This window comes from Cypionkella sp., assembly GCF_036782355.1.
In the GTDB taxonomy this organism is placed as follows: domain Bacteria; phylum Pseudomonadota; class Alphaproteobacteria; order Rhodobacterales; family Rhodobacteraceae; genus Cypionkella.
In genome coordinates this window covers 50,956-69,599 of sequence record NZ_DAIPZF010000018.1, presented here as the reverse complement: position 1 = coordinate 69,599, position 18,644 = coordinate 50,956, and the positions used below count along the sequence as shown (strand labels likewise).

At 59.7% G+C, this 18,644-nt stretch carries 24 protein-coding genes and 1 pseudogene; 9 read left to right on the top strand and 16 right to left on the bottom strand.

Annotated features, from left to right (window positions below; genetic code table 11):
* The 7 genes and pseudogenes from V7Q10_RS08965 to V7Q10_RS08935 form a co-directional block, all read right to left on the bottom strand.
* A pseudogene (locus V7Q10_RS08965) lies at positions 1-253 on the bottom strand (hypothetical protein); the annotation flags it as partial.
* 74 nt (positions 254-327) lie between these two features.
* Positions 328-1,347 carry a ribose-phosphate pyrophosphokinase gene (locus tag V7Q10_RS08960; RefSeq protein WP_333868740.1) on the bottom strand — a complete coding sequence of 340 codons (1,020 nt, stop codon included), beginning with the start codon at positions 1,345-1,347 and terminating at the stop codon, positions 328-330.
* Positions 1,348-1,549: 202 nt separating this feature from the next.
* Positions 1,550-2,575, bottom strand: a complete 1,026-nt coding sequence (locus V7Q10_RS08955) for a threonine aldolase family protein (RefSeq protein ID WP_333868739.1) — start codon at positions 2,573-2,575, stop codon at positions 1,550-1,552.
* Positions 2,575-3,027, bottom strand: a complete 453-nt coding sequence (locus tag V7Q10_RS08950) for a YcgN family cysteine cluster protein (protein ID WP_333868738.1) — start codon at positions 3,025-3,027, stop codon at positions 2,575-2,577. The genes V7Q10_RS08955 and V7Q10_RS08950 overlap by 1 nt, the downstream gene beginning before the upstream one ends.
* A gap of 39 nt (positions 3,028-3,066) precedes the next feature.
* On the bottom strand, positions 3,067-3,990 hold the full coding sequence (locus V7Q10_RS08945; RefSeq protein ID WP_333868737.1) for a bifunctional riboflavin kinase/FAD synthetase: 924 nt from the start codon (positions 3,988-3,990) through the stop codon (positions 3,067-3,069).
* Between the two features lie 26 nt (positions 3,991-4,016).
* Entirely contained in the window at positions 4,017-4,460 is a 444-nt protein-coding gene (locus V7Q10_RS08940; protein ID WP_333868736.1) for a MaoC family dehydratase, read from the bottom strand.
* A 111-nt stretch (positions 4,461-4,571) separates the two neighbouring features.
* On the bottom strand, positions 4,572-5,462 hold the full coding sequence (locus V7Q10_RS08935; RefSeq protein WP_333868735.1) for a TIGR01459 family HAD-type hydrolase: 891 nt from the start codon (positions 5,460-5,462) through the stop codon (positions 4,572-4,574).
* Positions 5,463-5,592: 130 nt separating this feature from the next.
* On the opposite strand from V7Q10_RS08935, the gene V7Q10_RS08930 reads away from it, so the two are divergent.
* The gene (locus V7Q10_RS08930; RefSeq protein ID WP_333868734.1) at positions 5,593-5,997 is read left to right on the top strand and encodes a rhodanese-like domain-containing protein; all 405 of its coding nucleotides are present in this window, start codon (positions 5,593-5,595) and stop codon (positions 5,995-5,997) included.
* Between the two features lie 41 nt (positions 5,998-6,038).
* Here the strand turns inward: V7Q10_RS08930 and V7Q10_RS08925 are convergent, their stop codons facing one another.
* Both V7Q10_RS08925 and V7Q10_RS08920 read right to left on the bottom strand, forming a co-directional pair.
* Positions 6,039-6,959: a manganese-dependent inorganic pyrophosphatase gene (locus V7Q10_RS08925; RefSeq protein WP_333868733.1), complete on the bottom strand. Its 921-nt coding sequence runs from the start codon at positions 6,957-6,959 to the stop codon at positions 6,039-6,041.
* Between the two features lie 85 nt (positions 6,960-7,044).
* Positions 7,045-8,043, bottom strand: coding sequence for a TraB/GumN family protein (locus V7Q10_RS08920; protein WP_333868732.1), 999 nt, complete (start codon positions 8,041-8,043; stop codon positions 7,045-7,047).
* 239 nt (positions 8,044-8,282) lie between these two features.
* Between V7Q10_RS08920 and V7Q10_RS08915 the strand changes: the two genes are divergently transcribed.
* From V7Q10_RS08915 to V7Q10_RS08900, 4 genes are all read left to right on the top strand, one after another.
* Complete coding sequence (locus V7Q10_RS08915) at positions 8,283-8,570, top strand: co-chaperone GroES (protein WP_333868731.1); 288 nt, start codon at positions 8,283-8,285, stop codon at positions 8,568-8,570.
* Between the two features lie 69 nt (positions 8,571-8,639).
* Positions 8,640-10,289 carry a chaperonin GroEL gene (gene groL, locus V7Q10_RS08910; protein WP_333868730.1) on the top strand — a complete coding sequence of 550 codons (1,650 nt, stop codon included), beginning with the start codon at positions 8,640-8,642 and terminating at the stop codon, positions 10,287-10,289.
* 66 nt (positions 10,290-10,355) lie between these two features.
* Complete coding sequence (locus V7Q10_RS08905; RefSeq protein ID WP_333868729.1) at positions 10,356-10,820, top strand: GNAT family N-acetyltransferase; 465 nt, start codon at positions 10,356-10,358, stop codon at positions 10,818-10,820.
* Between the two features lie 90 nt (positions 10,821-10,910).
* Positions 10,911-11,726, top strand: a complete 816-nt coding sequence (locus tag V7Q10_RS08900; RefSeq protein ID WP_333868728.1) for a DMT family transporter — start codon at positions 10,911-10,913, stop codon at positions 11,724-11,726.
* Here the strand turns inward: V7Q10_RS08900 and V7Q10_RS08895 are convergent.
* The 6 genes from V7Q10_RS08895 to V7Q10_RS08870 all read right to left on the bottom strand — a co-directional run bounded on the left by V7Q10_RS08895 (position 11,723) and on the right by V7Q10_RS08870 (position 15,462).
* Positions 11,723-12,211, bottom strand: coding sequence for a GNAT family N-acetyltransferase (locus V7Q10_RS08895; protein ID WP_333868727.1), 489 nt, complete (start codon positions 12,209-12,211; stop codon positions 11,723-11,725). The two genes, V7Q10_RS08900 and V7Q10_RS08895, sit on opposite strands and share 4 nt — an antisense overlap.
* Positions 12,208-12,660: an NUDIX hydrolase gene (locus V7Q10_RS08890; protein WP_333868726.1), complete on the bottom strand. Its 453-nt coding sequence runs from the start codon at positions 12,658-12,660 to the stop codon at positions 12,208-12,210. The genes V7Q10_RS08895 and V7Q10_RS08890 overlap by 4 nt, the downstream gene beginning before the upstream one ends.
* Before the next feature lie 39 nt (positions 12,661-12,699).
* Positions 12,700-13,593: a DMT family transporter gene (locus V7Q10_RS08885; RefSeq protein WP_333868725.1), complete on the bottom strand. Its 894-nt coding sequence runs from the start codon at positions 13,591-13,593 to the stop codon at positions 12,700-12,702.
* A 34-nt stretch (positions 13,594-13,627) separates the two neighbouring features.
* Positions 13,628-14,698, bottom strand: a complete 1,071-nt coding sequence (locus V7Q10_RS08880; protein WP_333868724.1) for a 5-(carboxyamino)imidazole ribonucleotide synthase — start codon at positions 14,696-14,698, stop codon at positions 13,628-13,630.
* The gene (gene purE, locus V7Q10_RS08875) at positions 14,691-15,173 is read right to left on the bottom strand and encodes a 5-(carboxyamino)imidazole ribonucleotide mutase (RefSeq protein ID WP_333868723.1); all 483 of its coding nucleotides are present in this window, start codon (positions 15,171-15,173) and stop codon (positions 14,691-14,693) included. The genes V7Q10_RS08880 and purE overlap by 8 nt, the downstream gene beginning before the upstream one ends.
* A 70-nt stretch (positions 15,174-15,243) precedes the next feature.
* Positions 15,244-15,462, bottom strand: a complete 219-nt coding sequence (locus V7Q10_RS08870) for a YdcH family protein (protein WP_333868722.1) — start codon at positions 15,460-15,462, stop codon at positions 15,244-15,246.
* A gap of 194 nt (positions 15,463-15,656) precedes the next feature.
* On the opposite strand from V7Q10_RS08870, the gene V7Q10_RS08865 reads away from it, so the two are divergent.
* The 3 genes from V7Q10_RS08865 to V7Q10_RS08855 all read left to right on the top strand — a co-directional run bounded on the left by V7Q10_RS08865 (position 15,657) and on the right by V7Q10_RS08855 (position 16,918).
* Positions 15,657-16,070 carry an Hsp20 family protein gene (locus V7Q10_RS08865; protein WP_333868721.1) on the top strand — a complete coding sequence of 138 codons (414 nt, stop codon included), beginning with the start codon at positions 15,657-15,659 and terminating at the stop codon, positions 16,068-16,070.
* Between the two features lie 9 nt (positions 16,071-16,079).
* Entirely contained in the window at positions 16,080-16,307 is a 228-nt protein-coding gene (locus V7Q10_RS08860; RefSeq protein ID WP_333868720.1) for a DUF1150 family protein, read from the top strand.
* A 137-nt stretch (positions 16,308-16,444) separates the two neighbouring features.
* On the top strand, positions 16,445-16,918 hold the full coding sequence (locus V7Q10_RS08855; RefSeq protein ID WP_333868719.1) for a cytochrome b: 474 nt from the start codon (positions 16,445-16,447) through the stop codon (positions 16,916-16,918).
* A gap of 33 nt (positions 16,919-16,951) precedes the next feature.
* On the opposite strand, the gene trxB is transcribed toward V7Q10_RS08855, so the two are convergent.
* A complete protein-coding gene (trxB, locus tag V7Q10_RS08850) occupies positions 16,952-17,893 on the bottom strand; it encodes a thioredoxin-disulfide reductase (protein ID WP_333868718.1) in 942 nt (313 codons plus the stop codon).
* A gap of 184 nt (positions 17,894-18,077) precedes the next feature.
* Between trxB and V7Q10_RS08845 the strand changes: the two genes are divergently transcribed.
* The gene (locus tag V7Q10_RS08845) at positions 18,078-18,578 is read left to right on the top strand and encodes an Lrp/AsnC family transcriptional regulator (RefSeq protein ID WP_333868717.1); all 501 of its coding nucleotides are present in this window, start codon (positions 18,078-18,080) and stop codon (positions 18,576-18,578) included.
* The last annotated feature ends 66 nt before the right edge of the window (positions 18,579-18,644 follow it).

The window sequence follows — 18,644 nt, the reverse complement described above, 5'->3', positions numbered from 1 at the left end:
AGCCTGACATTGCGGTGTCAATATGGTCTGTGCCCCCCAACATCGAGTTGCTGACCTTGCCCACTGCCCCCGCCGCCTCATTGGCCAATTGCAGGCGCTGCAACTGGCGTTGCGCGGCAGCGTCCACCTCTTCCAGAAAACCAGAGATATCGACGATGTCGTAGCCCAGCTGCATCGAAGCATTGGCCATCGCATTCAGCACAGTCAGGCTTGGGGCGTTTGCAAAGCCTTCGGGAGAGAGAGGAGCTGTCATTGCGTTTTCTTTATAAGGATCATCCTGCGCCACTTTTGCAGAACGATCCTTACAATTTGATTAACGTAGACAGCTTAGCTGCGCTGATACATGCCTTCGTAGATCGGCACCAAAGTATCGGTTTCAAACAAAGACGATACCGAGGTGCCATTCCATATGTTCAAGATCGCTTGCGCAAAAATCGGCGCGGTCGGCACGATGCGGATATTGGCGCAGGCTTTGACTTGGGCCGTAGGCTCGATCGAGTCGGTGATGACAAGCGATTTCATCACTGATTTTTGCACGCGCTCAACTGCCGGACCCGACAGCACGCCATGGGTGATATAGGCGTGCACTTCGGTGGCGCCGTTTTCCATCAGCACTTCGGCGGCTTTGCATAGGGTGCCTGCGGTGTCGCAGATGTCATCGACGATGATGCATTTCTTGCCCTGAACGCTGCCGATCACGATCATCTCGGCGATCTCGCCCGCCTTTTCGCGACGTTTGTCGACAATGGCCAGCGGAGCGTTGATCCGCTTGGCCAGCTCGCGCGCACGCGCCACACCGCCAACGTCAGGCGAGACGATCATGATGTCGTCCATCTGGCCTTTGAAGTGATGCTCGATATCCAGTGCAAACACGGGCGAGGCGTAAAGGTTATCGACCGGAATGTCGAAAAAACCTTGGATCTGGGCGGCGTGTAGATCCAGCGTTAGCACGCGGTCGATGCCAGCTTCGGCCAGCATATTGGCGACCAGCTTGGCGGTGATCGGCGTGCGGGCCTTTGCGCGGCGGTCTTGGCGGGCATAGCCAAAATAGGGGATCACAGCCGTGATACGATCTGCCGAAGACCGACGCAGCGCGTCCGTCATGATAAGCAATTCCATCAGATTGTCATTGGCAGGGTTCGAGGTTGGCTGGATGATATACATATCCTCGCCGCGCACGTTTTCGTAAACCTCGACAAAGATTTCCTGATCGTTAAAGCGTTCGATCCGCGCATCAACAAGGTTTACAGAGACACCGCGGTGCATCGACATGCGACGGGCGATGGATTTTGCCAAGGATAAGTTGGCGTTACCCGAAATAAGTTTCGGTTCGGTCATAGCAGCCATTTTGGGCACTCCGGTGGGCAGATTCGGATTGTAAACACCGCTTATCACCCGCCATGGGTCTTGCAAACCGCAGAACCCGACAGGGCGAGGAAATGCCGCGAATTGGTCACATTTTCAGCCAGAACTGCGCCTTGGTATAGACTGCCGCTATGCCTTTGCCGCGAAAGTCTTTCTGCTGGCAGGGCCTTTTTGCAGCAAGCCGTTAGAAGGCGGCTAAAAACGCATCGACATCCTCGGGCGTGGTGCAGAATGATGTGACCAAGCGCGCGGCTTCGCGGCCCTGTGGGGCTGGCATGTCGTAATAGGATGCCCCTGCCGCGCGCAGGCGGGCGTGGCCGCCTTCCGCCCATTCGGCAAACATCATATTCGCCGGCGCAGGGTGGCGCAGGGTTACATCGGGGTTCGCCGTCAGCCCCTGTGCCAGCCGCGCGCCCATGGCATTGGCTTGGGCGGCAAGCCGTAGCCACAGATCGTCTTGCAGATAGGCCTCCATCTGTGCCGCCAAGAACCGATGCTTCGAGAACAGATGCCCGCCGCGCTTGCGCCGCAGCTCGAACTCCCAAGCCTTTTTGGCGTCAAAGATCACCACCGCTTCGACCCCAAGGCAGCCGTTCTTGGTGCCGCCAAAAGACACCACATCCACCCCCGCCTGCCATGTCATTTGCGCAGCCGTCGCCCCAGCGGCCACCAGCGCATTGGCAAAGCGCGCGCCGTCCAGATGGCTGGGCAGCCCCTTTTCGCGCGCAAGCGCTGTCAGGGCTGCCACTTCGGCTGCGGTATAGACCGTGCCTGCTTCGGTGACATTGGTGATCGACAAAGCCCCGCGCTGCACCCCGTGCACGCCGCCATTGCCAACACGGTTCAGCGCAGCGGTCAGGGTTTCCGGCGTCATCTTGCCATGCGCGCCTGCGACCGAGATCAGCTTGGCGCCATTGGTGTAAAACTCGGGCGCGCCACATTCGTCTTGGGCGATATGGGCATCGGCATGGGCGAAGATCGCGCTCCAGGGTTGGGCGTAAAGCGCCAGCGCCAGCGAATTGGCGACAGTGCCGGTAGCGACCAGATAGACGGCGGCCTCGGGGTGTTCGAACACCTCGCGCAGACGCGCGGTCACACGCGCCATCTGCTCTTCGGCACCATAGCCGCGGGTATAGCCGTCGTTGGTTTGCAGCAAGGCCGCCATGACTTCGGGGGCGGCACCAGAGGCGTTGTCAGAGGTAAAGAACATCAGTGATCCTCTTGAATGATATAATCGTCCCAATCGTCTTCCGAAACCGATGCCTCAGAGACAGTTTGCCCGCGCAAGGAATTGCCCGAGCTATGGGTGGATTCGGGGTCGCCGGTGACCAAAGGATGCCATTCGGGCAGCGGCTTGCCTTGGTTCAAAAGCTTATAGGCGCAGGAATTTGGCAGCCAATAGGCGATGCGGTTCAAGGTCTTGGGGTTCAGCCGGATACATTCTGGCACGAATTGAAACCGATTGGCATAGTTGGAACATTGGCAGGTTTCATTGTCCAACAGACGACAAGCGACGCGGGTATATTCCACCTCGCCGGTGTCTTCATATTCGATCTTGTTCAGGCAGCATTTGCCGCAGCCATCACACAGCGCCTCCCATTCAGGGGCGGTCATTTTCTTAAGCGGGATGGTTTCCCAGAATTTCGGGCGTAAATCTGTCATTCCCGCAAACTGGCGAAAGCGCGGGGAAAAGGAAAGGGGCTAAAGTGCCGCGAGGATCGCGCGCGCCTGATCGCAATCGCGGGCCATTTGGTCCAAAAGCCCCGGCAGCCCGTCGAACTTCATCTCGGGGCGCAGATAATCGACCAAACCAATCGAAAGGTGGTGGCCGTAAAGATCGCCCTTAAAGTCAAAGATAAAAGTTTCCAGATTGGGCTTATTGACGCCAAACATCGGCCGCACCCCCAAAGAGGCCGCACCAAGATAGCTGCCAATCTGCGGGCCGGTCAGAATATCCACCTTGACCGCATAGACCCCAAGCCGTGGCAAATGCAGCCCGCTGACCGACATATTCGCTGTCGGATAGCCCAGCTCACGCCCGCGCTTTTCGCCGTGGATCACCTCGCCATCAATGCGGTGCCAATGGCCGAGCATATCCTTGGCATCGCGCGGGCGGCCCTCGGCCAAAGCGGTGCGAATGGCGGTTGACGAAATCGCGGCTTGGGCAAAGTTCACCAGCTCGGCGATGGTGACGCCAAAGCCGTATTTGACCCCCAGCGCCTGAAGATCCGCCGCCTTGCCCGCCCGACCACGGCCAAAGCAGAAATCAGCGCCGACGACGACATGGGCAATGCCAAGCCCTTCAACCAGAACCTGACGCACAAACTCTTCGGGGCTAAAGCTGGCCATCGCGGCATCAAAGGGCAGCTGATAAAGCTGTTGCACCCCCAGTTTTGCCAAGCGGTTGGCGCGGGTCTCGGGGTTCATCAGCCGGAAATCGGCACCATCTGGCAGGAAATATTCACGCGGATGCGGGGTGAAGGTGACAATGCCCAAAGGCCCATGCGGGCGGGCAAGGTCGATCACTGCCTGATGGCCCAGATGCACGCCGTCAAAATTGCCCATGGCAACAGAAGCGCCGCGCGCTGTGGGCTTTAGCCCCTGCCAATGCGTTTGAACCTGCATTTAACCCCGTGTGAGGCCCGCGGCCCCTAGTCGAACTTGCGGCTTGGCGCCAAAACCAGCGCCTCGCCCTTCAGGACCACGGTATTGCCCACTGCGCAATGGGTTTCAAGGGTGACACGGCGGCGCGCGTGATCAATCGCCAAAACTTTCACCACCGCCTCGACGGTATCGCCGGGGCGGACGGGGGCCATGAATTTCAAGGATTGTCCAAGATAAACAGTGCCATGGCCCGGAAGTTGTTCGCCGATCACCGCAGAAATCAGCCCTGCGGTCAGCATGCCATGCGCAATGCGGCCTGCGAAAATTGTGGCTTGGGCATAGGCTTCGTCCAGATGCACCGGGTTATGATCGGTCGAAACCTCGGCAAAAAGGTCGATATCGCGGTCGGTCACGGTTTTGCGCAACGACCGCACCATGCCGATTTCCAGATCTTCAATGCAGATGGTGCCGCGCGGTTGATTGTCGAGCATGACCGAATCCTTTGCTTCTGGCCTTAGCCTAGCAAATGCCGCAGTGCAGCGCAAATCCTTTGCGCATCATTTGTGCGCAAAGTTGATATTTTCGGTAATTATGTTGCGAGCCTAGCGCAGCTTGCCGATGCTATAGCTGGGCGAAAGCTGCGCCTTATCGAGCCACGCCTGCAACAGCGCCAGATCAGGCGCCTGCGGATCCGGCCCAAAGTGATCAACCGCCAGCCCGCCGGTGATGAACAGCGCGTCCAGCCCTTCACCGCTTGCGCCCTGCACATCGGTGTTGATGCCGTCGCCAATGCATAGGATTTGTGGATCAGACGGCCCGCCCAACAGCGCCAGACGGCGGCGAGCAAGATCATAGATCGGCGGATGCGGCTTGCCGAAATAAAGCGCGGTGCCGCCCATGGCTTCATAGCTTTGCGCCAAGGCTCCGGCGCAATAAAGCAGTTGATCGCCCCAATGTACCGTCAGGTCAGGATTGGCGCAAAGCATTGGCAGGCCGAGGGTTTTTGCGGCAAGCAGGGTGGCGTGATAGGTTTCCAGCGTTTCAGTCAGATCATCGGCAAGGCCGGTGCAGACAATGCCCTGCGCCTGCGTCAGGGCGACGCGCTCGATCACAGGATTGGCGGCGGCGATTTCAGCCAGATCATCGGCGAAATCGGTAAAAAACGGCTCGTCCTTATCGGCGCCGATGAAGTAAACCTTGCGCCCAACAGCACCGGTCAGCATCGCATATTGCGCCGCATCGCCCGAGGTGACGACATCATCCCAAGCATCGCGCGGCACGCCCATCTTATCCAACTGCGCGATGACGCTTGATTTTGGCCGCGGCGCATTGGTCAGCAAAATCACCCGACCGCCCTGCGCACGATAGGCCTGCAAGGCCGCAACGGCTGCCGGAAACGGCGCGACGCCATTGTGCAAACAGCCCCACAGATCACAAAACACCGCGTCATAGCGGGCAGAGACTTCGGCGAGGGTCGCGATCACTTGGGTCATTTTACTCTCGATCGGTTGGGAAGGCTTGAGCGTGACATAGCGCCGCTTGCCGCAAAAGGCCATTGCGGCGCTGCGGTCTTTGCGACACATAGGCGAAAATGAATGTAACTTGCGGCAAAGGGTGCAGCAGATGAAATGGATCGTTTTGGCGGTTGCGGTGGCTTTGGTCGGCGCGGTGATGTTTTCGCGGATGGCCGCACCGAAGGGCTATGAAAAGCTTGCGATGTCGGTGGACGAGATGAAGGCCACAGGCGCGCTGATTGTCGATATTCGCACGCCACAAGAATGGAAAGACACCGGCGTCATTGCGGGGGCCAAGCTGGTGACCTTTGGCGATGCCGATGGGTTTTTGAAGGCGGTCGGCAAAGATCTGAGCGATGGCCGCCCGCTTATTCTGGTTTGCCGTTCGGGCAACCGCTCGTCTTCGGCAGCGGCGGCCTTGGCGGGCAAGATCCCAAACCGGATCATCTCGGCCAATGGCGGCATGTCGGCGGCGATTGCGGCGGGCTATCAGACCGTGCGGCCCAGCAAATAAGCCGCCTTAGGGTGCGCGGGCCGCGCACCCTGATTTTCCGATTACAGTTTCAACGAAGGGATGATCTGCTTTTTGCGGCTCATCACGCCGGGCAGCACCACGGTGTCGCCAATGACTTTGACGCCAAAGGACGCCTCTGCCATCTGCCGCACCAGATCATTGGGCACCAGCAGCGTCGCCTCTTCGCGCAGAATGTCGATCACGAACAACAGCACCTGATCGGCACCATCGGCCGCAGCCACGCCCACCATCGCCGCCATCAGATCGGCCTTGCGGTTCAGCACCACGGCAGGGGCGGTGGTTTCTAGCACCGAGATCCGCAGCTCTTTGCCTGCGACGGTGTATTCTTTGGAATCCATCCGCAAAAGCTCTGCGTCCGAAAACGCCGAGACATCGGATTTCGCCGCAAACATCGCCGCTGCAAGGTCGGGGATCGCCACGCCCAGATCGGCAGCCAGCGCTTCGGCCACGGCTTGGTCATGCGCGGTGGTGGTGGGGCTGCGGAATTCCAGCGTGTCGGACAAGATGCACGACAGCATTGCGCCCTTAATCTCGCGCGGCAGCTTGGCCATATCGGCACCGATGATGTCATGCATCACCGTGGCGGTGCAGGCCAAGGGCCGCAGCACCACATTGATCGGGGTCTTGGATTTCAGCCCGCCCACCAGCATGTGGTGGTCGATGATCGCCATGATCGTGGCTTCGTTGATCGAGGGCGGCAGTTCAGCCGGGTTGTTGGTGTCAACGATCACCACATGATCGGTCGCACTGACATCGGCAATAATCTCGGGCTTGGCAAAGCCCCAATGCTGCAACACAAAAGCCGCTTCGGTGTTCGGCTCGCCCAGCAGCACTGCCTTGGCATCGACGCCTTGCAGGTTGGTCAAATACCACGCCCAGATGATTGCAGAGAGGGTGGCATCGGTGTCGGGGGATTTGTGGCCGAATACAAGCGTGGTCATGGAATGCGCCTTCGTGATGGATTTTGCGTCTATATAGGCGCGCGTCTAGGATTTGTCACGCGGCCAGATGCTGCGCTGCGGCGTGCTAGGGCAGCGGCTGGCGGCTGATGTGATAGCCCTGTTGTTCCAACAGCCGCAATACCCCTGCCTCGCCCGAAAGATGCAGCGCGCCAAAGGCCGCAAGCACCTGCCCCTGCTGGGCGGCGGCCTCGATCTTTGCGATCCAAGCGCGGTTGCGATCAATCATCATCACCTGCTCCATTTTGGCCAGATCGGCATCGATCCGCTGGGGAGAATAGCCCAAAACCTCATGGCTTTGCAGGCGGTTAAACTCCCAGATCAGCCGGCCCTCTTGGGCGAAATAGCTGTCAGCAAGCGTTGTCATCATATCGGCAGAGCTGGCCTCGGTCGCAAGCGCCATCGTCACCATATCCAGCTGTTCGCTTTGGGGCATATCGCCAAAGATCCGAAGCACCGTGTCATAGGGTTCCAACGCCTTGATCGGAATCGCCTCGGCCGCTGCGGCAAGCATCAATTGCCGGTCCAGTCCGTTTTCGGCGGCGGCACTGTTCAACCCGCACAGCGGCATCGACAGCAGCATCGAGACATACCAAGGTTGAAGCTTGGCCACCATTACAGGCGGAATGCCGCGCGCCCGCACGGCCTTGGACAACAGCTGCCAAGTCTCTGGCGTCAGCAGCTCAGGCAGGGTGGGGCCCTTGGTATTCAGGATCAGCGCGGGCTCATCGGCAAGGCGTTGGTGCAGCGAGACTTCTTCAGAGGGCCCCGCCTCGACCAACAAAACCCGGGTGGTTTTCAAAAGCGGGCGCAGCTGCGCCAAAGTTGCGGCATGGCGTGGATCGTCAAAGTGATAGGTGCCAATCAGGTAAATCCGCGCCGCGTCACGTTCGGCCAGCCAAAAATTGCCAATCGCAAAGGGATGGGCGGCCGCGCGCGCGCGCAGTTCAGCTTGCGCCTGAATCGGCAGCGCATTCAGCAGGTTTTTACCGGCGCAATCGGCCTGTGCCGTCGTGCCCAGTAGTAAAACTGCACCAATCACCGCTCCCCAAATCGCGCCAAACATCGCTGATCCCTTTGTTGTAAACCTAAGGGTGACACTTTGCGCCGCAAACACCAAGCACCAAGACAAGGCTCTGCTACGCTTTGCTGTGGAAATGGCGGCATAAAAATTTTGCCACAAAAATTTCATCAGGGCGGGTGTTGACACAGTCAGGACCAACGCCTAACTCAAGCTCCGTTAGCACTCAGCAAAGACGAGTGCTAATCCCATTCAAACCTGGTAACTCAAGGGAGTAAGCCCAGATGGCATTTACACCACTGCAAGACCGCGTGCTGGTCCGTCGCATTGAAGGCGAAGACAAGACCAAGGGCGGCCTGATCATTCCAGAATCGGCAAAAGAAAAGCCTGCTGAGGGCGAAGTGGTTTCCGTGGGCGCTGGCGCGCGCAAGGATTCCGGCGAGCTGATCGCTCCTTCGGTCAAAGCTGGCGACCGCGTTTTGTTCGGCAAATGGTCGGGCACCGAAGTCAAAGTCGGCGGCGAAGACCTGCTGATCATGAAAGAAAGCGATATCCTCGGGATCATCTCCTAAGGGATTTGGCTCCGCCTCTGCGTGAGCCAATTCGTTTTCCAAACTCAACCGATTTAGAGGAGCTGCAAAATGGCTGCTAAAGACGTACGTTTCAATACCGATGCCCGTGACCGCATGCTGCGCGGCGTCAACGTTCTGGCGGATGCTGTGAAGGTAACGCTTGGTCCAAAAGGCCGTAACGTTGTCATCGACAAATCCTTCGGCGCACCGCGCATCACCAAAGACGGTGTCACCGTTGCCAAAGAGATCGAACTTTCCGACAAGTTCGAGAACATGGGCGCACAAATGGTGAAAGAAGTCGCTTCGCGCACCAATGACGAAGCAGGCGACGGCACCACCACCGCAACCGTTCTGGCTCAAGCCATCATCAAAGACGGCCTGAAGGCTGTTGCTGCTGGCATGAACCCAATGGATCTGAAGCGCGGCATCGACATGGCAACCGCCAAAGTCGTCGCAGCGATCAAAGCTGCTGCGCGTCCCGTGAAAGACACCGCAGAAGTTGCACAGGTTGGCACCATCTCGGCCAACGGCGAAGCTGAAATCGGTCGTCAGATCGCTGAAGCCATGCAAAAAGTCGGCAACGAAGGCGTGATCACCGTCGAAGAAAACAAGGGTCTTGAAACCGAGACCACTGTTGTCGAAGGCATGCAGTTCGACCGTGGCTATCTGTCGCCTTACTTCGTCACCAACCCAGACAAAATGGTTGCTGACCTGGAAGACGTTCTGATCCTGCTGCACGAAAAGAAACTGTCGTCGTTGCAGCCAATGGTGCCTTTGTTGGAAGCCGTGATCCAATCGCAGCGCCCGCTGCTGATCATCTCGGAAGACGTTGAAGGCGAAGCGCTTGCAACCCTCGTGGTGAACAAACTGCGCGGCGGCCTGAAAATTGCGGCTGTCAAAGCTCCAGGCTTCGGCGATCGTCGTAAAGCCATGCTGCAAGACATCGCGATCCTGACCGGTGGTCAAGTGATCTCGGAAGATCTGGGCATGAAGCTTGAGTCGGTGACCATCGACATGCTGGGTTCGGCCAAGAAAGTCGCGATCACCAAAGACACCACCACCATCATTGATGGCGCTGGCGTCAAGGCAGAGATCGAAGCGCGCGTCGCACAGATCCGCACCCAGATCGAAGAAACCACCTCGGACTATGACCGTGAGAAACTGCAAGAGCGCGTGGCCAAATTGGCTGGCGGTGTTGCTGTGATCAAGGTTGGCGGCATGACCGAAGTTGAAGTCAAAGAGCGCAAAGACCGCGTTGACGACGCTTTGAACGCAACCCGTGCAGCTGTGCAAGAAGGCATCGTTGTTGGCGGTGGCGTGGCGCTGGTTCAGGCAGCCAAGTCGCTTGACGGCATGACGGGTGCAAACTCGGATCAAAACGCCGGCATCGCGATCATCCGTCGCGCGCTGGAAGCTCCGCTGCGTCAGATCGCTGAAAACGCTGGCGTCGATGGCGCTGTCGTTGCTGGCAAAATCCGCGAGTCGGATGACAAGAACTTTGGCTTTAACGCGCAGACCGAAGAATATGGCGACATGTTCAAGTTCGGCGTGATCGATCCAGCCAAAGTGACCCGCACCGCTTTGGAAGATGCAGCTTCGGTTGCCTCCTTGCTGATCACCACGGAATGCATGATTGCTGACAAGCCAGAGCCAAAAGGCGCGGCTGGCGGCGGCATGCCTGACATGGGCGGCATGGGCGGCATGGGCGGCATGATGTAATCTGCCCGCAAGGCATGATAGGGAAAGGGCGCAGCATCAGCTGCGCCCTTTTCATTTGAGGTGAGCATGAGCGGACCCGACAGCTTTCGCAGCGCGCGACAGGCGGATTTTGACGGCATCGACGCGCTGCTGCGTGCAGCCTTTGCCGGTAAGGGCGAGGCCGATTTGGTGCAGCGCCTGCGCGCCCAAGGCCTGATTGAGACCGAGGTTGTGATGCCTTTGGGCGATGCCGTGGTGGCCTATCTGGCGCTGTCGCGGCTGGTCGCACCCGAAGGTTGGCTGGCGCTGGCGCCGCTGGCCGTGGCGCCAGAGTGGCAGGGCAAGCGTTTGGGCTCGCGGCTGCTGTCTGGTGTGATGAAACTGGCTGCGATCAAGGCGCAAAGCGTGGTGGTGGTGGGCAAGCCCACATTCTATCAGCGCGCGGGCTTTGTTTTTGGCGGCATGCAAACGCCCTATCCGGCAGAGGTGGTGGGGGTGTTTGGCGGTACGGGCTGTGCTGCCGTCTACCCCGCGGCATTTGACGGGATCTAGCGGCGCGGCTTCGCCGCAAGAGGGGAGCGCTTGCGCGCGGTGGGCGCCCGGTGCAGCCTATGGCACAACGACAGCGCGAGGGAGAGGCTGATGGCTTTGGCGATCTGGACGGCGCTGGCGATGCTGGCTTTTGCTGGCAACTCGATCTTGACCCGCATGGCGGTGGGGGCGGGGGCGATTGATGCGCAAAGTTTCGCCCTGATCCGGCTGGTGTCGGGGGCCTTTATGTTGGCGCTGGTGATGCTGTGGCGCAAGCGGCAATGGCCCGCGCTGCGCGGTCGGGGGCCGGCGGTTCTGGGGCTTTTGGTCTATTTGTTCGGCTTTTCCGCCGCCTATGTTAGCCTAAGCGCAGGCACTGGCGCTTTGATCTTGTTTGGCATGGTGCAGGTGACGATGTTTGCGGGCGCGCTTTTGGCGGGTGAGGCGGTGGCGGCCAAGCGCTGGGCTGGGGCGGGGTTGGCTTTGGCTGGATTGGTGGTTTTGCTGGCACCAAAGCTGGTTTTGGGTGGGCTGTGGCCGATGCTTGCGATGACGGCGGCGGGTGTGGGCTGGGGGATTTATTCGCTGGCTGGACGGCGGGCGGGTGATCCCTTGGCGGCGACGGCGGCGAATTTTGTGCTTGCGGTGCCGGTGGCGGCGCTGATCTGGGCGATCTGGGGTGGTGGCGATTGGCTGCCGCGCGGGGTTGGTCTTGCGGTGTTGTCGGGGGCTGTGACCTCGGGTTTGGGCTATGCGCTGTGGTATAGGGTGCTGCCGCAGCTGGGGGCCTCGCGTGCGGCGGTGGCGCAGCTGACGGTGCCGGTGCTTGCGGCGACGGCGGGGCTGGCGCTGGGCGAGCCGATTGGGCTGCGCTTTGCGATCTCGGCGCTTTTGGTGTTGGGCGGTGTGGCTTTGGCCAGCCGCTAAAGCGCCTTATGCAGACGCCGCAGGGTTTTTGTGACGCCGCCATCGGTGTCAACGCGGCTTAGGCCAGTGTCGGCAAAGCCATGGCGCTGCCAAAAAGTGCGGCCCTTGGGGTTGGTGTCAAGTACGGCCAGATAGATATTGCTGCAGCCTTTCGCCCGTGCGCGCGCCAGAACCTCGGCCAGCAGCGCCGCACCCATGCCTTGACCGCGCGCCCAATCGGCAAACATCATCTGGCCCAGATAGGCATCGCCCGCCGCTGGAAAGCCAAAGGACAGCTCGGCCACGCCGGCAAGCTGCGCGCCCTGAAACAGGCCCAGACGCTGGCTTTGTGCGGGGTCGCAATTGGGCGGCGCATCGGTCAGAAATTCTGTCGCCAAGGCTTCGGCGTCAAAATCCAGCCGATCGAGCGCCCAATAATCGCCTGTCGCCTGATACATCTGCACCAGCGCTGCGCGATCTGCGGCAGGATCAAGCGGCCTGATCATAGCACCATCACCTCGAGCGGATCGTAAAGCAGGCTTTGCCCCCAAGCGGCATCGGCAAGGCTATCGGGTTTGAAACGGATGCGGCCAAGGTCGAGATCATCGCGCGAAAAGAACCGCCGCTGGGTGACCACGCCTTCGGGGTCGCGCCATTGCGGGTCGATCTCTCCGGCGGTGATGGTGCAGCGAAAGAACAGATCGACCTGATGAAAGCCCGAGGCCGGATCGTAAAACTCGTTGATCAGCGCAGGCGCGCCCACGGCCACGCGCAGACCGGTTTCTTCATAGACCTCGCGCACCAGATTGTCAGGCAGCGAGGCCCCCGATTCCACGCCGCCCCCCGGCGCGCACCACAGATCAGACCGCCCGCCCGGATAGGCATTGACCAAAAGCAGCCGGTCCTGATGCAGGATCAGCGCGCGGGTCGCAAGGCGTGTGGGGCGTTTTGACATGGGCCTAAGCTGATCTGACCGCCCGCGCGGGTCAAGGGCTTATGCAGCGCGCGCCAAAGTTTGCAGCCTGCGCTCTGACCACAAAAGATAAAGCGATCCGGCCAAAATCAGCAAAATCCCCAGCCAATAGCTGCCTTCGGGGGCGAAATTCAGCACCAGCCAGCTGACAAAGATATTTGAGAACAATTTCAAATCATCAAAGGGCTGCACAAAGCCCGCATCGGCATTGGCATAGGCCAGCGTCAGAAAATGCTGCGCGCCATACATGATGACACCGCCCAGCAGCAGCAGCGCCAAGATCTGCCCCGTTGGCAGCTCGAACCCCGCTTGCAGCGAAAACAGGCCGTTTACTGGCGCGATCAGCACCAAAAGCCACATGGTGATCGCGGTTTGCGGCTCGTCTTGCGTCAGGCGCTTGGTGATCAGCGAAGCCCCGCCCCAGCAGATCGCGGCGGCCAGCGGGTAAAGCGTGGCAAGCGTCAGCGCCCCCTCCCATGGCCTCAGCAAGATCATCGCGCCGGAAAACCCCAGCGCCGCTGCGATCCAGCGGTTGGCCCCGACGCGTTCGCGCAGCAAAACTGCCGCGCCAATCATCACGAAAAACGGCGAGGTCATCACCAAAGCCACCACATGCCAAGGCGCCATCCCCGAGGCGAAAGCTTGGGTAAAGGCCTGCACCCCCAGCACCGACAGCAAAATTCGCGCGCCGTGCAGCAGCGGGTGGCGCGTCTTCATCCGCGACAGCCCCTGCCGCCAGATGAAGGGGGCCGAAAACACCATCGCGATGGCATATTGCCAAAATGCATCCGATTGCGGCTTGAACCCCATCTTATAGGTCACGGTCCAAGTGATCGCATTGGCCGCCGCAAAGGCGATGCCCGCCAGCACCATGAACAGCGCGCCGCGCAGGGGGGATGGGCTGGGCTGTGACATCGCTTTGGTCCTTGGGTTTGAGGGCGGGCTTGGTTCAGCCCTTGCGCACCACGCGGTTGACATGGCCCATCTTGCGGCCCGGCCGCGCCTCGGCCTTGCCATAAAGATGCAGGGCGGCGTCATTTTCGCGCAGGATCTGCGGCAGACGATCAATGTCATCGCCGATCAGGTTTTCCATCACCACATCGGAATGGCGCGCGCCATCGCCCAAGGGCAGGCCTGCGACCGCGCGGATATGTTGTTCGAACTGATCGACCGCACAGCCGTTCTGGGTCCAATGGCCAGAATTATGCACCCGCGGCGCGATTTCATTGACGATCAGCCCCTTGGCGGTGACGAAAATCTCGACCCCCATGACGCCGACATAATCCAGCGCGTTTAAAATCCGCGCCGCCAGCAAAATCGCATCTGAGCGCTGCGCAGGCGTCAGGCGCGCGGGCAGGGTGGTGGTGTGCAAAATGCCGCTGCGGTGCACATTCTCGCCTGGATCATAGCAGGCCACCGATTGATCGAGCCCGCGCGCGGCGATGACCGAAACCTCGTGGCTAAAGTCGATAAAGCCTTCCAAGACCGAAGGCGCGCCGTTCATGCTGGCAAAAGCCGCCTCGGTATCTTCGGGCGAGGTCAGCCGTGCCTGGCCCTTGCCGTCATAGCCAAGCCGCGTGGTCTTCAAGATCGACGGCGTGCCAATCTCGGCCACCGCAGCCGCCATTTCGGCAGCCGTATTTACGGCGCGGTAGGGCGCGCAGGTTAGGCCCAGCCCGGTCAGAAAGTCTTTTTCCAGAATGCGGTCTTGCGCAATCGCCAGCGCGCGGCGGTTGGGGCGAATGGGGCGCAGCGCTTCCAGCAGATCAAGGGCTGCGGTGGGGATGTTTTCAAACTCATAGGTGATCACATCCACCGTTTCGGCAAAAGCCGTCAGGGCGGCGGCATCGTCATAGCTGGCCGTGGTCAGCGCATGGGCGACATCGGCGGCAGGCGGGTTGGCGCTTGGCTCGAAAATATGGCTGCGATAGCCCAGCCGTGCGGCTGCAACCGACAGCATCCGGCCCAATTGACCGCCGCCCAAAATTCCGATCGTCGCACCAAGCGGCAGGCTATTCATCTTTCGGCTCCTCTGGGATCGAGGCGGAAAGCGCCTCGCGCCATGCGTCAAGCCTTGCGGCAAGCGATGGGTCTTGCAGCGCCAAAATCCCCGCCGCCATCAGCCCGGCATTGGCAGCCCCCGCAGCGCCAATGGCCATGGTGGCCACCGGAAAGCCCTTGGGCATCTGCAAAATCGAATAAAGACTGTCGACGCCCGACAGTGCCTTGGTCAAAACCGGCACGCCGATCACCGGCACGCGGGTTTTGCTGGCCATCATGCCGGGCAAATGCGCAGCCCCGCCTGCGCCTGCGATAATCACCTGCAGCCGACCCGCTGCGGCCTTGCCATAAGCCCAAAGCCGATCTGGCGTGCGATGCGCCGAGACGATCTTGGTTTCATAAGAAATGCCCAGCTGATCCAAAATCAGCGCGGCTTCTTTCATCGTTGGCCAATCCGATTGGCTTCCCATGATGATCCCGACATCGACCTTCATATCGCTCTCCGCGTTGTTCTTGGCCCGTGTCATATCGAAAAGGGCCGCAGAGGCAAGGAAAAGCAGGGATTCAGGCGATGATATTGGGGATCAGCTTGTCTTCGATGCGGGTGATCTGGTCTTTCAGCGCCAGCTTTTGCTTTTTCAGCCGCCGTAAGGTCAGCACATCGGGCCGGCCCAAGGTTTCCAGCGCATGCACGGCCTCGTCCAGATCGCGATGCTCGCGCTGAAGCACAGCCAGCTTCACGCGCAGCAGATCGTCAAAGTTCATTTCGGGCGAGGCATTCATAGCGAAGGGGATCCAGTCTTGCTGTCAGTTTGCAGGATACAGTGATTCGCCCCCCGCGTGGGTAAAATTCGCACGGTAATTGATGTTTTTCTTGCAATTGCTTGCTCTTGCGGTCGCGCGGGCCTGCCCCCATATTTGGAACACGGGTGCCGCAGCATGGGCCCGCATATGTCGCTTTTTGAAAGGACATCGTTATGACGAAACTTACCTTTGGGGCGCATCCCTTTCTTTTGGGCTTTGAACAGCTTGAACGTCTGGTCGAGCGCACTGCAAAAACCGCTTCGGAAGGCTATCCGCCGTTTAACATCGAGGCGACTTCGGACCACACCTACCGCATCACTTTGGCCGTGGCGGGGTTTCGCGACGAAGATCTGTCGATCACGGTCGAAGATCGGCAATTGGTGGTGCGCGGCCGTCAAGGCGAAGACACCAGTGACCGCGTTTTCCTGCATCGCGGCATTGCGGCGCGGGCATTTCAGCGCTCTTTCGTGTTGGCGGATGGGGTCGAGGTGGCAGGGGCCGATCTGGATCACGGCTTGTTGCACATAGATCTGCGCCGCTCTTTGCCCGATACCATCGTTCAGACCATTCACATTGGCCGGAAATAGGAGGCTATGATGAACGTCGCATATGATGCTTTGCCCGCAGGTGCCGACCGCATCGTTTATGTCCGCCCTGTCGCCGTTTCTGGCCTGCCCGAAGAGCTGAAAGTAAAAATGGCCGGTGCGACAACCGTCTATTCTGTCCACAGCCAAGATGGCGAGCCTTTGGCATTGGTGGCCAATCGCGATTTGGCCTTCAGCCTTGCGCGTCAGAACGACTTTGCCCCCGTCAACGCGCATTAGTGCGGGGCTGTCGGCCTATAACTTTGGTTGCACTAAGGGCTTTGGCCCTGCTGGTTTATAGACAGCCCCCGTGGCCACGGCCTAGGGGCTGGCGCTAGAAGCCAAGTTTTCTCGCGTCGCATCAAGGATATAGACCGATGACCAAATCTTACTCTGCGTTGCAAATTGCCCTGCATTGGGCGATTGCTGTGCTTATTGCCGCAAATTACCTGATCAGCGACGACATGGAGCGCGATTTTGACGCCGCTCTGGGTGGGGCGGCGGTCAGTGATTGGACCGCCAGCTTTCATGTCTGGGTTGGGGTGTCTGTGCTGGTGCTGGCCTTGCTGCGGCTTTTGGTGCGGCAGATGTCAGGCGGTTGGCACGAGGTGGCCACCACTCTGGCCGACAAAGCCGCGCTTTGGGGTCACCGTGCGCTTTATGCGCTGATGGTTTTGGTGCCAACGTTGGGGGTGATCGCTTGGTTTGGCGGTATCGCGATTTCGGGTGACCTGCATGTGATCGCGATGAATGCGATGATGCTGCTGGTGCTGGGCCATTCGGCGATGGCGCTTTATCATCAGTTTGTGGTCAAAGACGGCTTGCTGTTGAAGATGATGCGCCCGCGCTAAGGGGTTTGGGCCGCCCGCAAGCGGCCCAAAGCTCTATTCCTGTTCGGCCAGAAAACGCTCGGCATCCAAGGCCGCCATGCAGCCCATGCCGGCGCTGGTGACGGCTTGGCGGTAGATGTGATCGGTCAAATCACCGGCCGCAAAGACGCCCGCAATCGCGGTGCGGGTCGATCCGGCTTCGACCTGCACATAGCCGCCCGAATGCAGCGGCAGTTGGTCTTTCACCAGTTCCGAGGCTGGCGCGTGGCCGATGGCGACAAAGAACCCCTCGCAAGGCACGATCTTTTCTTCGCCCGTCAGCAGGTTGCGCGTCCTGACACCCGTCACCCCCAAGGGGGATTCGGTGCCGACCACCTCGGTGACTTCACTGTTCCACAGCATCTCGATCTTGGGGTGCTTGAACAAACGGTCCTGCATGATCTTTTCGGCCCGCAGCGTGTCGCGGCGGTGAATAAGCGTCACTTTCGAGGCAAAGTTGGTCAGAAACAGCGCCTCTTCCACCGCGGTATTGCCGCCGCCGATCACGGCGATTTCGCGGCCGCGATAGAAAAAGCCATCACAGGTGGCGCAGGCCGAAACGCCAAAGCCCTTGAACTTTTCCTCGGATGGCAGGCCCAGCCATTTCGCTTGCGCGCCCGTAGCCAAGATCACGGCATCCGCGGTGTAGGTGGTGCCAGAATCGGCCTGTGCCACAAAGGGCCGCGCGCTCAGATCCAGGCTGGTGATGTAATCGCTGATCACTTCGGCGCCCATCGCCTCGGCATGGGCCTGCATGTTCACCATCAGATCGGGGCCCTGAATATGCTTTTCGCCGGGCCAGTTTTCGACCTCGGTCGTGATGGTCAACTGACCGCCGGGCTGCAAGCCTTGCACCAAGATCGGCTGCAACATCGCGCGGGCCGAATAGACCGCCGCCGTATAGCCCGCAGGCCCCGAGCCGATAATCAGAACTTTGGTGTGACGGGTCTGGGTCATGGCGCTCTCCGATATCTGTTTGCACTGATATAAGCGCTGCGATCCAGCGGGGGAAGCCCTGCAAAGCAAGCCCGCTGCGGCGATAGGACGCTGAAGTTTTGCAAAGATTTTCGACAGCCCACGAAAGAATATTGCGCAAATCTGGGGTTGGGCCTAGATAAAGGGTCAGAAAAGGGGAAACCAAATGGCCGGAAATAAGCTTGATCCGATCGACCGCCGCATTCTTGCAGAATTGCAGGCGGACGGGCGGATGACCAACGTCGAGCTTGCCAGCCGTGTTGGCATCTCGGCCCCGCCCTGCCTGCGCCGTGTCCGCACGCTGGAAGAGGCCGGCTACATCAAAGGCTATCACGCCGATATCGACAGCCGCGAGATGGGCTTTGAGGTGCAGGTTTTTGCGATGGTGCGGCTGCAAAGCCAAGCCGAAGCAGATCTGTCGACCTTTGAGGCGCGCTGCCGCGCTTGGCCCTTGGTGCGCGAATGCCATATGCTGAACGGCGAGATCGACTTTATCCTGAAATGCGTCGCCCCCGATCTTTCCAGCTTTCAGGCATTTTTGACCGAGCATCTGCTGAAGGCCGAGAATGTTGCCAATGTGAAAACCTCACTGGTGATCCGCTGCGCCAAAGATCAACCTGGTCTGCCCTTCGAGGTGCTGGAAGAGCGTCTGGCCAAGCAGGCCTAAACGCCGCAGGAGCCTAAAACGTTAAGGCGGCCCCTATGGTGCAGAGAACACCAGGGCCGCCTTAAC